We start from the raw sequence: 14,664 nt of genomic DNA, 5'->3' as shown, positions 1-14,664 counted from the left end.
CGGCTCCGCCCACGCGGTCACCACGGTCAGCTCTCCGTCGTCGTAGCCTGCGTCCACGTCCAGGCGTACTGCAGCCAGTCCGCCACCGTCAGCGCGCCGAAGCCCCCGCAGACCAGCCGGGTCAGCCGGGGCGCCGCCGCGTAGGAGCACACCAGGGCCCCGGCGGTCCAAGCGGAGGTGCAGAACGGGCAGGCCACCAGGTCGCCGATCGCCCGCCGCAGCCCACTGCCCCGCGGCTCGTCGATGACCTCGCTCGCCTCGCCGTCGCCGGAGCGGCGCGTGAACGGCGCCCGTACGAAGCTCGTGATCTTGTCCCTGGTCAGCACCCTGGCCGTCTTGTACGTCGCCGCGCCCAGCAGCGCGACGTCCCACGGGGGTACCTCCTGCGGCAGCCGTACGCCCCGGCGCCGGGCCACCAGCGCGAACGTGCCGGCGCCGGCGGCGAACACGGAAGCGAGCGCGGCATAGCCGGCCAGCGGGACTTCGCCCTGGTCGTCGTAGCGTGCGGCGTCCGTCGTCATGAGACCTCCCAGACCTCCCCTGCTCATGCCCAGCCCTGCGACGGGCGCGCACCGAGTTCCCCGGGCCCGCACCGTGACACGTGACCGCCGGTGCCGGGCGCGGCTGCGGCGGGCCCGACGTGGGGGAGGCCACATATGACCTGGTTCGCACTGGCTCCCGACGGCGCGGGGCGCCGGGCTACCGTGGCGTGGAGCCCCTCTTTCCCCTCGCATCTCGGACGGCCCGGCTGTGCTCAATGACCTGTCCCCCCTGATAGCCGCGACGGCGCGCTGGCTGACGGTCGCCTACCCGGCGAGCGGCGGCCCGCTGGCCTCCGCCCTGTGCGAGGCGCAGGCCCGGCAGGCCGTGACGGTCGCGGCGTGGCTGCGCTACCCGACCGAGGTCGACGCCGCCCTCGTCACCATGGCCGGTCCCGGCGGCACGGCCCGTCTCGACTGGGTCACCGGCGCCGAGTCGGCCGACGAGGTCCCCGCCGCGGACTGGGCCTGGCGGACCTGGGTGGACGAGGTCGTGGCCAGCTGGGCGGCCGGGCTGCTCACCGACCCGGAGCTGGCCGGGCTGGCCGTGGCCGCGCTCGCCGAGGGGGAGCACGCCGCGAGCGCGCCCGTCGAGTTCCGGCGCCTGATCGCCCCGGACGACGGCGACCGCCGCGCCGCGGCACTCCTGCGCCACCCCGATCTCCTCGCCCCGGTCACCGCACTCCACCACACCCAGCTCCTGGACCGCCTCAGGCCGGACAGCGCGCTGGCGGCCTGAGCGCGCGGCCTGAGCGCGCCGGGAGGCGGAATCTCCGCAGCGCGCCCACCGCTCGGCCGCCGTACGCCGCGACGGCCAGGCCCGCTTCGCTGGGTAGGGTCGGTGCGTGGACCGCAGCAGCACACAGCCCGACGACGCGTTCGCCGGGGAAGCCCGGGGCGAACTGTCGCCCCGGGCGGCCCGCGCACTGTGGTGGGGGTCGGCCGGTCTGCTGCTCGCCGTGCTCGGCACCTCGGTGCTCGTCGCCGGCGCGGAGCACGGCCGACGACTGCCCCTGGCCGCGGCCCTGGTCCTCGCGCAGGCCTGTGCCCTGAGGTGGCAGGCGCGCGCCCCGGTCGCCGTGCTGGCCGTGACCGCGGTGACGGGGCTCGCGGTGTGGGCGCTGCTGCCCGCGGTGAGCTTGACGGGGGCGCTGCTCGCGGCGCAGATCGCGTTGTGCGTGCTGTCGGCCACCAGAGCGCGGCGGGTGTCCGTGGGGGCGCTCGCGGCGATGTGCCTCCCGGCGCCACTGGCGTTCGGGGCCGGCGGTCCCGCGGGGCTGGCGGTCTATCTGCTGACGGTGGTCCTGGCGTGGACCGCGGGGCAGTGGCGCAGGGCGCAGCAGGCGCGGACGAGGGCGGAGACGCGCCGGGCCGTGGTGGAGGAGCGCGCGCGGATCGCGCGCGAGGTCCACGACGTCGTGGCGCACACCCTGTCGGTGATGGTCGTTCAGGCGGGCGCGGCGGACGACGTGTTCACCGAACGGCCCGAACAGGCGCGACAGGCGCTGCGGGCCATCGAGACCGGCGCCCGCTCCGCGCTCGGCGAACTCCGGCTGCTGCTGCGTGCGTTCCGGCCCGACGCGGGGGAGGACGAGACCCGGGAGCAGCGGGAGCCGGGGCCGTCGCTCGCGCGTCTTGAGGAGCTGGCCGGCACCGTGCGCGCGACGGGGATGAGAGTGCACGTCCACCGCGAGGGCACCACCGACGGGTTGCCGGCCGCCGTGGACCTGGCGGCGTACCGGATCGTCCAGGAAGCCCTCACCAACACGCTGCGCCACGCGGCCGGGGCCGACGAGGTGAGCGTGCGCGTGACGGCCGAAGGCGAGTGCGTGGAGGTCACGGTGGTCGACAACGGCCGTGCCTCGCAAGGAAGTTCGGCTACAGCGGGAGCGGGGCGCGGTCTGGTGGGGATGAAGGAGCGCGCCCGGCTGGTGGGCGGCAGCCTGCGCGCCGGTCCGCTGCCCGGCGGCGGGTACGAGGTGGCGGCGCGGCTTCCGGTGGAGCGTGCCTCATGACGCTGCGCGTGGTGGTGGCCGACGACCAGGCCCTGGTCCGTACCGGCTTCCGCATGATCATCGACGCCCGGGACGACCTCGAGGTGGTCGGCGAGGCGTCCGACGGCCAGGAGGCGGTGCGGCTGACGCGGGAACTGGCGCCCGACGTGGTCCTGATGGACGTACGCATGCCCGTCGTCGACGGCATCGAGGCGACCCGGCGGATCGCGGAGTGCGGCAGCCGGGCCCGGGTGCTCGTGCTGACCACCTGGGACGTGGACGCGCACGTGGTCGCCGCCCTGCGGGCCGGGGCGAGCGGGTTCCTGCTGAAGGACATCCGTCCCGGTGAACTCGTCGAGGCGATCCGCCTCACCGCGCGCGGCGACGCGCTGCTGGCGCCGGCCGTGCTGAGCCGCGTCCTCGACCGGTTCCTGCGCACCACGCCCGACCCGGCGCCGCCGCCCTCACTGCGGGACCTCTCCGGCCGCGAGCGGGAGGTGCTCACCCTGATCGGGCAGGCGCTGTCGAACGCGGAGATCGCCGAGCGGCTGCGCCTGTCGGAGGCCACCGTCAAGAACCATGTCACCGCGGTGCTGCGCAAACTGGGCCTGCGCGACCGCGTCCAGGCCGTGGTCGCCGCCTACGACCACGGCCTCGTGGAGCCACGCCGTCCCTGACGGCACCGCCTCCTCCTCAAGGAGGAGACCGGGCCGCGATCCTCCTGCGCTCCCAGTGCCGGCCCGTTCCCGCGGCCGATCCGTGGCCGGGGTGCCCGGCCGTAGCGTCGAGGTGTGATCGACGACCTGCCCTGCCTCATGTATCTGCTCGCCCACGACGACTCGGCCGAAGGCCCCTTCGACCGCTCCCGCACGGAGCTGCTGGTCCGTGCCGCCGCCCTGATCGACCTCGCGTGGCGCGGCCGGCTCGGGGAGGACGGCGGCACGGTCACCGTGTCCGGCGCCGGACCGACCGGCGACCCCGTCCTGGACGGCGTCCTGCGCGACGCCGCCGGGCACGGCTGGAAGCACCTCGTGCGCCGCCACCGCAAGCGGACCCTGACGGAGGTGGAGGACCGGCTCGCCGCGGCGGGACTCCTCGGTGTGCAGGAGCCCCGCACCCGCTTCGGCACACGGCGGCTGACCGTGACGGACCGCGCCGTGCCCGCCGCGCTCCGCGCGCGCGTGTCCACGGCGCTGCACGGGGACGGCGCCGTGCGGGAGCTCCCCGCCGCCGACGCCGCGCTGCTGGCGCTGGCCGCGGCGGGCGGCGTCCGCTCCGTCGTGTCACGACAGGACGCGAAGACCTTCCGGGACCGCATCGACGCCTGCACGGGCTCTCTCGGCGCCCTCGCGCCCGGTCTGGAGAAGGCCGTACGAGCGCTGCCGATGACCATGATCGCCGCGCAGGGCGGCGTGGGCGGCAGCTGACCGCAGGAGGAGACGATGACCACGCACCGCGTCCTGACCACCCTGGGCTGTGCCCTGACCGCCGTGCTCGCGACGGCCTGGTCCACGGCCCCACCGACGCAGCCGGCCCGGCCCGCCGCCACGACGGCGCACGCCGACGAGGGCTCGGTGCGGCCGACGGCCACGAGAGCGCACGCCCACGGCGGCCCGGTGCGGCCCGTCGCCGCGAGGGCGCACGGCTACGGTGGCGCGCTGGGGCCCACGGCCACGGCAGCGCACGCCCACGGCGGCCCCGCGCACCCCGTCGCCACGACAGCGCACAGTCACGGCGGCGCGCCGCGGTCCACGGCCGCGGCAGCGCCCGCCCACGGCGGCTCGCTGGCGCCTACGGCCACGGCAGCGCCCGCCCACGGCGGCGGCCCGGTGCGGCCCGTCGCCGCGACAGCGCGCGGATACGACGGGTCGGTACGGCCCACGGCCACGACAGTGCGCGCCCACGGCGGCCCGGTGCGGCCCGTAGGCACGACGGTACGCACCCACCACGGCCTGGTGCGGGGCGCCGCCCACGACGGGTATCGCACCTTCGAGGGCGTCCCCTACGCCGCGCCCCCGGTCGGCGGGCTGCGCTGGGTGCCGGCCCGCCCTCCGGCCCCCTGGTCCGGCGTACGGGACGCGACCCGGCCCGCGAGCGCCTGCCCGCAGCCGGCCGGCGAGGTGCCCGGCGGCAGCACCGACGAGGACTGCCTGCACCTGGACATCACCACGCCCGACGCAGTGGGACCGGCACATCCCCGGCCGGTGATCGTGTGGCTGCACGGCGGCGGGCTCACCACCGGAGCGGGCGGCTCGTACGACGCCCATCGCCTGGCCGTCCGCGGCGACGCCGTGGTCGTCACCGTGGACTACCGCCTCGGTGCCCTCGGCTTCCTCGCGCACAGCGGGCTGCCCGGCTCGGGCACCTTCGGCCTGTCCGACCAGCAGGCGGCGCTGCGCTGGGTGCGCGCCGAGATCGGCGCCTTCGGCGGCGATCCGCACAACGTGACGCTGGCCGGCGAGTCGGCGGGCGGCTACAGCGTCTGCGCCCAGCTCGCCTCACCCGCCGCCGCGGGACTCTTCGACCGGGCGATCATCCAGAGCGGCCCGTGCACCGGCCGCCCCGACCGCCCGTTCGCCCCGTCCTCCGTTCCCCTGTCCACGGCGCGCGCCATGGGCGCGGAGCTCGCGGCGAAGGTCGGCTGCGGCTCCGCCCGCGACGTCCCGGCCTGCCTGCGTCGCGTGCGGGTCTCCCGTCTGCTCGCGGCCCAGGACACCGATCAACAGCCCGCCCACGCCACCCCGTTGCTCCCCGACGACCCCGCGGCGGCGATCGCCGCCGGCCGCTTCCACCGCGTCCCCGTACTCATCGGCCACAACCACGACGAGGGCAACGGATGGGCCGCCGGCATCGTCCGGGCCGGCCATCCCGTCACCCCCGGCACCTGGCCCGACGTCGTGGCCTCCTTCTTCCCCTCGCCAGGGCAGGCGAAGGCCATCGTGCATGAGTACCCGGTGCACCGCACCGACGGCGGCCCGGTGTTCGGCGCGGTCATCGGTGACGCGAACTTCGCCTGCCCGACGGCGCGCACCGCCGGCCTGCTCGCCGCCCATGTACCCGTGTGGCGCTACGAGTTCGCCGACGAGCACGCCCCGCCGCTGACCTCGGGCACGCCGCCGTTCCCGCTCGGCGCACCGCACGCGAGCGAGCTGCCCTACCTGTTCGACCTGGGCGGCCGCCCCCGCGACCTGACCGCGGCACAGCACCGGCTGGCCGACACCATGATCGACTACTGGACCCGCTTCGCCCGCACCGCCGACCCGAACGGACCGTCGTCGCCGCCCTGGTCCCGGCGGACGGTGCTGTCCCTGGCGCCGGACCACATCGTCCCCACCCGCACGGCTCCGTTCCGCCACCACTGCGCGTTCTGGAACGTCCTCGGGTGACCGGGGGACGATCACCGCGAGGGTCCACCGGCACGGCCGGCGGGCCCGCCCGGCACGACGTCGCTGAACCGGCCCACCCCGGTGTACCGCCGTCCGGTGCCGCGGCGGGCCCCGGGCCGGGAGCCGGCCCGCCGGACCGGCGATCAGGCCGCCGTGACGCGAGGCTCCGCCGGGTATCGCGGAGCGGGTGCGGGAGCCGCTCGGGTCAGGGCGTCGCCGAGCCGGGCCGCGAGCGGACCGGTGCCCTCGGGGCGAGGCGCCCGGGTGGCGGAGCCCGGCGGGCCGGTTTCCGTCCGGTGCGGGGTATGGCTCGCCCATGACCTTCAAGAACCCCGTCCACCGCGGGGGCACGGGCCGCGGCCGGTTCGAGCAGTTCGCGGAGTACGCCTCCAACTTCACCAGCTCCCCGGCGTTCTTCCTCTTCTGCCTGCTCCTCGTCGGCTTCTTCGTGGCGGCCCACGTCGCCCATCTGCCGCTGGAACTGCTGCTGCTGGCGGGCGAGTCCATGACCGCCGTCACCCTGCTGCTCCTCGCCCTGCTGAAGAACGCCGAGATGCGCGCCGAGCACGCGATCCAGCGCAAGCTCGACGCGATCGCCGGCGCCCTGCTGGAAGCGCACAAGGACGCGCGGGGCCAGGCCTTCGAGGACCTGCGGAATGCGATCCGGATGGAGGAAGAGACCTGACCGGCGCGGACGAAACAGCGCGCCGGTCCTTCACGGCGCGCCCGGAAGGGACGAACATGCCGTGTCATGGACATTTTGCTCGTCGCCAGCGCGTTCAACAGCCTCTCCCAGCGCCTGTACGCCGAACTGTCGGACCTCGGGCACCGCGTGGACGTCGTCCTCGCCTCACAGGGCGACGACCCGGTCCGGGCCGCCGTCCGGGAATTCCGGCCCGAGCTGATCGTCGCGCCGATGCTCAGGACGGCCCTGCCCGAGGACGTGTGGCAGGAGCACACCTGCCTGATCGTGCATCCGGGCCCGCCCGGTGACCGCGGCCCCTCCTCGCTGGACTGGGCCATCGCCGGGCAGGCCGCGCAGTGGGGCGTGACCGTGCTGCAGGCCGAGGCGGCGATGGACGCGGGCGCCGTCTGGGCGGCGGAGCCGTTCCCCGTGCCGGCCGTCGGCAAGAGCGACCTGTACCGCAACGAGGCCTCCGACGCCGCCGTCACCGCCGTCCTCACGGCCGTACGGCGCTACGCGGGCGGCGCCTACCGGCCCCGCCCGCAGACCGACGGGCCGGTCAAGGCCGTCTGGCGCGACTTCTTCCGTCAGGGGCGGCGGCGCATCGACTGGGAACAGGACGACACCGAGACGGTCCTGGGCAAGCTGCGCGGCGCCGACTCGCAGCCGGGCGTGCTGGACGAACTCCTCGGCCGGGAGGTGTTCCTGCACGGCGGGCACCCCGAGGACCGGCTGCGCGGCCGCCCCGGCACGCTCCTCGCCCACCGGGCCGGCGCCGTCTGCCGGGCCACGCGGGACGGCGCGGTCTGGATCCCGGAACTGCGCCCGCGCAAGAACTCCGGCGACCCCGCCCCCTTCCGGCGCCCGGCCGTCTCCGTGCTCGCCGCGTTCTCCGGCGACGACACGGCGAAGCTCCCCGAGGCCGCCGTACCGCTCGAACTGCCCCCGGACCGGCGCACCTGGACCGACATCCGCTACCGGCAGCACGGCGACGTCGGCTTCCTGGCCTTCTCCTTCCCGGGCGGCGCCATGAGCACCGACCAGTGCCGCAGACTGCTCGTCGCCTACGAGGACGCGCTCACCCGCCCCACCCGCGTGCTGGTGCTCGGCGGGACGCGCGACTTCTTCTCCAACGGCATCCACCTGAACGTCATCGAGGCCGCCCCCGACCCCGCCGAGGAGTCGTGGGCCAACCTCAACGCCATGGACGACCTCGTCGAGGCGGTCCTGCGCACCACCGACCGGCTGGTGGTGGCCGCGCTCGCCGGCAACGCGGCGGCCGGCGGAGCCATGCTCGCCCTCGCCGCCGACCAGGTGTGGTGCCGCACCGGCGCCGTCCTCAACCCGCACTACCGGCGCATGGGCCTGTACGGCTCCGAGTTCTGGACCTACAGCCTGCCCCGCCGCGTCGGCCCGGAGCAGGCGCAGCGGCTCACCGGCGAGGCCCTGCCGGTCAGCGCCGCGTCGGCGGCTCGGCTCGGCCTCGTGGACCGGCTCGTGACCGCCACGCCGGGGCGGTTCACGGCCGAGGTGGAGCGGCTGGCGGCCGGCCTCGCCGCCGTGCCCGACCTGGACCGGCGGATCACCGCCAAGGCCGCCGCACGCGCCGCCGACGAGCGCAGACGCCCGCTCGGCGACCACCGGCAGGCGGAACTGGACCGGATGCACGCCGTCTTCTTCGACCCCGGGGCGCCCTACCACGCCCTGCGCTCCGCCTTCGTGCGCAAGACGCCGTCCGGCTCGGCCCGTCCGCTGACCGCGCCCGCCGCAGGCACCCGCGGGGACCTGCGGGGAGACGTCCGGTGACGCCGCGGCTGCTGGTGGCGGGCGTCGGCAACATCTTCCTCGCGGACGACGCCTTCGGCCCCGAGGTGATCCGCGCCCTCGACCACCGTCCGCTGCCCCCTCAGGTGCGGGTGCGCGACTACGGCATCCGCGGCATGGACCTCGCCTACGACCTGCTGGACGGCTACGCCACCGCCGTCCTGGTCGACGCCGCCCGGCGCGGCCACCGCCCCGGCACGCTGTCCCTGATCGAGGCCGAACCCCCCGACGGCACCGTCCCGCCCGAGGCCCACGGCATGGACCCGGCGAAGGTGCTGGCCCTGGCCACGCACCTGGGCGACGAGCCGCTGCCCCGGGTCCTGGTGCTGGCCTGCGAGCCCGAGGTCCTGCCGAGCGGGGACGAGGACCTCCTCCCGGGGCTCAGCACACCGGTGCGGGACGCCGTCGACCGGGCCGTGGACGCACTGCACACCCTGATCCCGGCCCTGCTCGCCGATCCCGCCGGACCGGTGCCCGCGTTGGGCCGCCCGATGGAATCCGGACCCCCGCGCCCGGCAGCGCTGCCCGGCACCGCGGCCGACTGAGCGGAAGATCGGTCGGGCCCGGGCCGCGAGGACGCGGCCCGGGCTCCACCGCCGAGTCCGAGGAGCAGCGCCCATGTGCCGGTCCGACGTCAAGCAAGCCGTCCTGGCGAAGAACGACGACCTGGCCGCGACCCTGCGCGGCGACCTCACCCGGCAGGGCGTCACCGCGGTCAACCTGCTGTCCAGTCCGGGCAGCGGCAAGACCGAACTCCTCGGCCGGGTCCTCGCCCGCGCCGTCGAACAGGGCGTGCCGGTGGCCGCGCTCACCGCGGACCTCGCCACCGAGAACGACGCCGTCCGGCTGGCCCGCTCCGGCGCCCCCGTCCAGCAACTGCTCACCGACGGACTGTGCCACCTGGAGGCCCGCCAGGTCCGCGCCAAGCTGGCGGACTGGCTGCCCCCGGACACCTCCGTGCTCTTCGTCGAGAACGTCGGCAACCTCGTCTGCCCCGCCGCCTACGACCTCGGGGAGACCCTGCGCATCGTGCTGATGGCGGTCACCGAGGGCGAGGACAAACCCCTGAAGTACCCCACCGCGTTCGGCTCCGCCCACCTCATCGTCCTCACCAAGACCGACCTCGCCGAGCCGGCCGGCTTCGACGAGGCCGCCTTCCGCGCGAACGTACAGCGGGTCAACCCGGGCGTGGAGGTCGTACGGTCCTGCGCCCGCACCGGCGCCGGGGTCGACACCCTCCTGGAGCGGGCCCTCGCCGCCCGCGACGCGGCCCCGCCGCACCGGCCGCCCCTCGCCCCGCACCCGCACGGCCACCACGCCTCCGCACCCGTCGCATGACCGCCCCCGCCACCGGCCCGGTCCGCCGCCGGCTCAGCGTGCGCGGCACGGTGCAGGGGGTCGGCTTCCGGCCGTACGTGCACCGTCTGGCCGCCGACCTCTGTCTGACCGGCTTCGTCGGCAACACGGGCGACGGCGTGATCGTCGAGGTCGAGGGCCCGCCGGACGAGGTGGACCGCTTCTGCGAGCTGCTGGCCCACCGGCCCCCGCCCCTGGCCACGGTGACCGCGATCACCGGCGAGGACCTGCCCGTCACCGGCGACACCGGCCCGTTCGCCATCCGCTCCACCGAGCGGGCCACCGGCCGCACCCAGCTCCCGCCCGACACGGCGACCTGCGCGGACTGCCTGCGCGAACTGGCCGACCCCGGCGACCGCCGCCACCGCCACCCCTTCGTCACCTGCACCCACTGCGGCCCCCGCTTCACCATCGCCACCGGCATGCCGTACGACCGGGTGGCGACGACCATGGCCGCCTTCCCCATGTGCCCCGCCTGCGCCCGGGAGTACGGCGACCCGGGCGACCGGCGCTTCCACGCCCAGCCCGTCGCCTGCCCGGACTGCGGCCCGCGGCTCACCCTGACCCCCGCCGACGGCCTCGGGGTCCGCCCGGCCCGCGACGGCGAGGCCCTCGCGGCCGCGCGGGCGCTGCTCGCCGCCGGCCGGATCGTCGCCGTCAAGGGCGTGGGCGGCTACCACCTGGCCTGCGACGCCACCGACGCCACGGCCGCCGGCACCCTGCGCGCCCGCAAGGAGCGGGGCGGCAAGGCCTTCGCCGTGATGTGCGCCGACCTCGCCACGGCGGAGCGGATCGCGGTCCTCTCCGACGCCGAGCGGGACGCGCTCACCGGCCCCGGCCGCCCCATCGTCCTGCTGCGCCGCCGCACCCCGGCGGACGGCGGGCTCCGCCTCGCCGGCCAGGTCTGTCCCGGCAGCCCGCACGTCGGCGTGATGCTGCCCTACACCCCGGTGCACACCCTGCTGTTCGGGCTCCCCGGCGACCCCGAGGGCCCGCGCGCGCTGGTCATGACGAGCGGCAACCGCTCCGGCGAGCCGATCGTCACCGACGACACCGAGGCGCTGACCCGGCTGGCCGGCCTCGCCGACGCCTGGCTCGGCCACGACCGCCCCATCGCCTCCCCCTGCGACGACTCCCTGCTCCGCGTCCGCCCCGACGGCACCGCGCAACTGGTGCGCCGCTCCCGCGGGTACGTGCCCCGCCCGCTGCGGCTGCCGGTCCCGGTCCGCGCCACGCTCGCGGTCGGCGGCGACCTGAAGAACGTGCTCTGCCTGGGCGAGGACGACCACGCCTGGCTGGGGCCGCACATCGGCGACATGGGCGAACTGGCCACCCTGGAGGCCGCCGAGCGGGCCGAGCGGCATCTGACCCGCCTCACCGGCGTCACCCCGCTGACGGTGGCCGCCGACCGGCACCCCGGCTACCACTCCACGCGCGGCGCCCGCCGCAGGGCCGCACGGCTCGCGGGTGACCCCCTGACGCTGGTCCAGCACCACCACGCCCACATCGCCTCCGCGATGGCCGAACACGGCCTCGACGGCAGCACGCCCGTGATCGGCGTGGCCTTCGACGGCACCGGCTACGGCGACGACGGCACGGTGTGGGGCGGCGAGGTGCTGCTCGCCGACTACACGGGCTACCGCCGCCTCGCCCACCTGGCCCCGGCCCCGCTGCCCGGCGGGGACGCGGGCGTGGCCAACCCGTGCCGGCTGGCGCTGGCCCGGCTGTGGGCGGCCGGGTTGCCGTGGGAACCGGACCTGCCGAGCGTCACCGCCTGCTCGGACGTGGAACGCGCCACGCTCCGACGCCAGTTGGACAGTCGGGTGGCCTGTGTGCCGACGTCCAGCATGGGCCGCCTGTTCGACGCGGTGTCCTCGCTCGTGGGCGTGTGCCACCGGGCGGAGTACGAGGCGCAGGCGGCGATGGAACTGGAGGCCGTGGCCGCACAGGCGTGGTACGCGGACGCCGGGGCGTATCCCTTCGGCCTCACCGCCGGCGGCACGCTCGTGTGCGACCCCGGTCCGATGCTGGGGGCCCTGCTGGCCGACCGGCGCGCCGGCACCCCCGCCCCCGTCCTCGCGGCCCGCTTCCACCGGGGCGTCGCACGCGCCGTCGCGGAGATCAGCCGCCGGGCCCGCGCGGAGACCGGTCTGCGCACGGTCGCCCTCACCGGAGGTGCCTTCGTCAACGGACTGCTGGAGGAGGAGTGCACCGCCCTGCTGGCCGGGGACGGCTTCACGGTCCTGCGGCACGGCGAAGTCCCCCCGAACGACGGAGGGCTGGCGCTGGGCCAGCTCATGGTCGCGGGAACAGCAACGAACCGAGAGACGGAGTGACCCATGTGTCTCGCAGTCCCCGGCAAGGTCGTCGCCATCGACCGGGAAGCCGACCCCCTGACCGGGCTGATCGACTTCGGCGGGGTGCGCAAACAGGCGTGCCTGGAGTACCTGCCCGATGTGCGGGTGGGCGAGTACGTCATCGTCCACGTCGGCTTCGCCCTGCAGCGCCTCGACGAGGAGTCGGCCCGGGCGTCCCTGGAGCTGTTCGAGCAACTGGGGCTGCTGGAAGAGGAGTTCGGTGACGCCTGGGAGCAGGCGGCACGGCAGGAGAGCGGGAGTGAGGCCCGGTGAAGTACATCGACGAGTTCAACGACCCCGATCTGGCACGACGGTTGCTGGACGAGATCCGCGCCACGGTCACCCGGCCCTGGGCGCTGATGGAGGTCTGCGGCGGCCAAACCCACTCCATCATCCGCCACGGCATCGACCAGCTCCTGCCCGAGGAGGTGGAGCTGATCCACGGGCCCGGCTGCCCGGTCTGTGTGACACCGCTGGAGGTCATCGACAAGGCCCTGGAGATCGCCGCCCGCCCCGGCGTGATCTTCTGCTCCTTCGGGGACATGCTGCGCGTGCCCGGCACCGACCGGGACCTGTTCCGGGTCAAGGGCGAGGGCGGGGACGTACGCGTGGTGTACTCGCCGCTGGACGCCCTCGATCTCGCCCGCAAGAACCCGGACCGGCAGGTCGTGTTCTTCGCGATCGGCTTCGAGACGACCGCCCCCGCCAACGCCATGGCCGTCCACCAGGCCCGCCGCCTCGGTCTGGACAACTTCAGCCTGCTGGTGTCCCACGTCCGGGTCCCCCCGGCGATCGAGGCCATCATGACGGCCCCCAGCTGCCGGGTGCAGGGCTTCCTCGCCGCCGGGCACGTGTGCAGCGTGATGGGCACCGACGAGTACCCGGACCTCGCCGAGAAGCACCGGGTGCCGGTCGTGGTCACCGGTTTCGAGCCGCTGGACATCCTCGAAGGCATCCGCCGCGCCGTCCACCAGCTGGAGCGCGGCGAGCACCGGGTGGAGAACGCCTACCCCCGCGCCGTACGCGACGAGGGCAACGCGGCGGCCCGGCACATGATCGAGGAGGTGTTCGAGGTCACCGACCGCAACTGGCGCGGCATCGGCCGCATCCCGGCCAGCGGCTGGCGGCTGACCGAGGCCTTCCGCGCGTACGACGCCGAGCACCGCTTCGACGTCTCCGGCATCCGCACCGAGGAGCCCGCCGTGTGCCGGGCCGGCGAGGTCCTGCAGGGCCTGATCAAGCCGACCGAGTGCGAGGCGTTCGGCAAGGCCTGCACCCCCCGCACCCCGCTCGGCGCCACCATGGTCTCCAGCGAGGGCGCCTGCGCGGCCTACTACCTGTACCGCCGGATGAACACCCCGGCCCCGCAGGGATCCCGCATCCCGCAGGAGGAGATGAACCCCGTTGGCTGATCTCGCCACCGAAACGTCCGTCGGCACCGAGCAGGCCGTCGACCCCGCGAACTGGACGTGCCCCGCCCCGCTGCGGGACCAGCCGGTCGTCGTCATGGGCCACGGCGGAGGCGGCGCCCTGTCCGCCGAACTGGTCGAGCAGGTCTTCGCCCCCGCCTACGGCAACCCGACGCTGGCCGCCCTCACCGACTCCGCCGTCCTCGACCTCGGCGGCGCCCGGCTGGCGTTCTCCACCGACTCCTACGTCGTCCGCCCGCTGTTCTTCCCCGGCGGCAGCCTCGGCGACCTCGCGGTCAACGGCACCGTGAACGACCTCGCGATGAGCGGCGCCCGGCCCGCCCACCTCTCCACCGCCTTCATCCTGGAGGAGGGCGTCGAACTCGCCGTCGTCGAGCGGATCGCCCGCGCCATCGGCACGGCCGCCGAGGCCGCGGGCGTCACCATCGCCACCGGCGACACCAAGGTGGTCGAGTCCGGGCACGGGGACGGCGTCTACGTCACCACCGCCGGCGTCGGCCTCGTACCCGCCGGGGTCGACATCCGCCCGCAGCGCGCCCGGCCGGGCGACGCCGTCATCGTCAGCGGCCCCATCGGCCTGCACGGCGTGGCCATCATGAGCGTGCGGGAGGGGCTGGAGTTCGGCGTCGAGATCGCCTCCGACACCGCGCCCCTGGCGGACCTGGTCGCGGCCATGCTGGCGGTCACCCCGGACGTCCATGTGCTGCGCGACCCCACCCGGGGCGGGCTCGGCGCGTCCCTGAACGAGATCGCCCGCGCCTCCGGCACCGGCGTACGGCTGCGCGAGCGGGCCGTCCCCGTGCCGGACGAGGTCGTGAACGCCTGCGGCTTCCTCGGCCTGGACCCGCTGTACGTGGCCAACGAGGGCCGGCTCGTCGCCTTCGTGCCCCCGCAGCACGCCGAGGCCGTCCTGGCGGCGATGCGCGCGCACCCGCAGGGCGCCGGCGCGGCGGTCATCGGCAGTTGCGTCGAGGACCACCCGGGCATGGTGGTGGTCGCCACCGCCCTCGGCGGCACCCGGGTCGTGGACCTGCCCCTCGGGGAGCAGCTCCCGCGCATCTGCTGACGACGCGCGTGACGGGGCCCGGCGGGC

General features: G+C 75.7%; 14 protein-coding genes. 13 read left to right on the top strand and 1 reads right to left on the bottom strand.

Translation table 11 applies throughout. The features are described from left to right. Positions 1 to 26: 26 nt before the first annotated feature. A complete protein-coding gene (locus AB0N17_RS06055) occupies positions 27 to 521 on the bottom strand; it encodes a DUF1360 domain-containing protein (RefSeq protein ID WP_366009914.1) in 495 nt (164 codons plus the stop codon). A 229-nt stretch (positions 522 to 750) separates the two neighbouring features. Here AB0N17_RS06055 and AB0N17_RS06050 point away from each other — a divergent pair, with 229 nt between their 5' ends. The 13 genes from AB0N17_RS06050 to hypE all read left to right on the top strand — a co-directional run bounded on the left by AB0N17_RS06050 (position 751) and on the right by hypE (position 14,637). Beyond that, positions 751 to 1,278, top strand: a complete 528-nt coding sequence (locus AB0N17_RS06050) for a hypothetical protein (protein ID WP_366009913.1) — start codon at positions 751 to 753, stop codon at positions 1,276 to 1,278. Positions 1,279 to 1,384: 106 nt separating this feature from the next. Beyond that, positions 1,385 to 2,554, top strand: coding sequence for a sensor histidine kinase (locus AB0N17_RS06045; protein ID WP_366009912.1), 1,170 nt, complete (start codon positions 1,385 to 1,387; stop codon positions 2,552 to 2,554). Further along, entirely contained in the window at positions 2,551 to 3,210 is a 660-nt protein-coding gene (locus AB0N17_RS06040; RefSeq protein WP_366009911.1) for a response regulator transcription factor, read from the top strand. The genes AB0N17_RS06045 and AB0N17_RS06040 overlap by 4 nt, the downstream gene beginning before the upstream one ends. A gap of 114 nt (positions 3,211 to 3,324) precedes the next feature. Further along, positions 3,325 to 3,960 carry a GPP34 family phosphoprotein gene (locus AB0N17_RS06035; RefSeq protein WP_366009910.1) on the top strand — a complete coding sequence of 212 codons (636 nt, stop codon included), beginning with the start codon at positions 3,325 to 3,327 and terminating at the stop codon, positions 3,958 to 3,960. Between the two features lie 15 nt (positions 3,961 to 3,975). Beyond that, a complete protein-coding gene (locus AB0N17_RS06030; protein ID WP_366009909.1) occupies positions 3,976 to 5,919 on the top strand; it encodes a carboxylesterase family protein in 1,944 nt (647 codons plus the stop codon). A 316-nt stretch (positions 5,920 to 6,235) separates the two neighbouring features. Continuing rightward, positions 6,236 to 6,604, top strand: a complete 369-nt coding sequence (locus tag AB0N17_RS06025; protein ID WP_366009908.1) for a hypothetical protein — start codon at positions 6,236 to 6,238, stop codon at positions 6,602 to 6,604. 66 nt (positions 6,605 to 6,670) lie between these two features. Then, positions 6,671 to 8,410 carry a hydrogenase maturation protein gene (locus AB0N17_RS06020; RefSeq protein WP_366009907.1) on the top strand — a complete coding sequence of 580 codons (1,740 nt, stop codon included), beginning with the start codon at positions 6,671 to 6,673 and terminating at the stop codon, positions 8,408 to 8,410. Beyond that, positions 8,407 to 8,973, top strand: coding sequence for a hydrogenase maturation protease (locus tag AB0N17_RS06015; RefSeq protein ID WP_366009906.1), 567 nt, complete (start codon positions 8,407 to 8,409; stop codon positions 8,971 to 8,973). Before AB0N17_RS06020 ends, AB0N17_RS06015 begins: the two co-directional genes overlap by 4 nt. A 73-nt stretch (positions 8,974 to 9,046) precedes the next feature. Further along, on the top strand, positions 9,047 to 9,766 hold the full coding sequence (hypB, locus tag AB0N17_RS06010; protein ID WP_366009905.1) for a hydrogenase nickel incorporation protein HypB: 720 nt from the start codon (positions 9,047 to 9,049) through the stop codon (positions 9,764 to 9,766). Next, a complete protein-coding gene (gene hypF / locus AB0N17_RS06005) occupies positions 9,763 to 12,120 on the top strand; it encodes a carbamoyltransferase HypF (RefSeq protein WP_366009904.1) in 2,358 nt (785 codons plus the stop codon). The genes hypB and hypF overlap by 4 nt, the downstream gene beginning before the upstream one ends. Positions 12,121 to 12,123: 3 nt before the next feature. After that, a complete protein-coding gene (locus AB0N17_RS06000) occupies positions 12,124 to 12,414 on the top strand; it encodes a HypC/HybG/HupF family hydrogenase formation chaperone (protein ID WP_366009903.1) in 291 nt (96 codons plus the stop codon). After that, on the top strand, positions 12,411 to 13,553 hold the full coding sequence (hypD, locus tag AB0N17_RS05995; RefSeq protein WP_366009902.1) for a hydrogenase formation protein HypD: 1,143 nt from the start codon (positions 12,411 to 12,413) through the stop codon (positions 13,551 to 13,553). Before AB0N17_RS06000 ends, hypD begins: the two co-directional genes overlap by 4 nt. Before the next feature lie 94 nt (positions 13,554 to 13,647). Then, a complete protein-coding gene (gene hypE / locus AB0N17_RS05990; RefSeq protein ID WP_366009936.1) occupies positions 13,648 to 14,637 on the top strand; it encodes a hydrogenase expression/formation protein HypE in 990 nt (329 codons plus the stop codon). The last annotated feature ends 27 nt before the right edge of the window (positions 14,638 to 14,664 follow it).

This window comes from Streptomyces sp. NPDC051133 (genome assembly GCF_040682635.1).
In the GTDB taxonomy this organism is placed as follows: Bacteria; Actinomycetota; Actinomycetes; order Streptomycetales; family Streptomycetaceae; genus Streptomyces.
The sequence above is the reverse complement of the archived record's forward strand: the minus strand, read 5'-3'. Positions and strand labels throughout refer to the sequence as shown.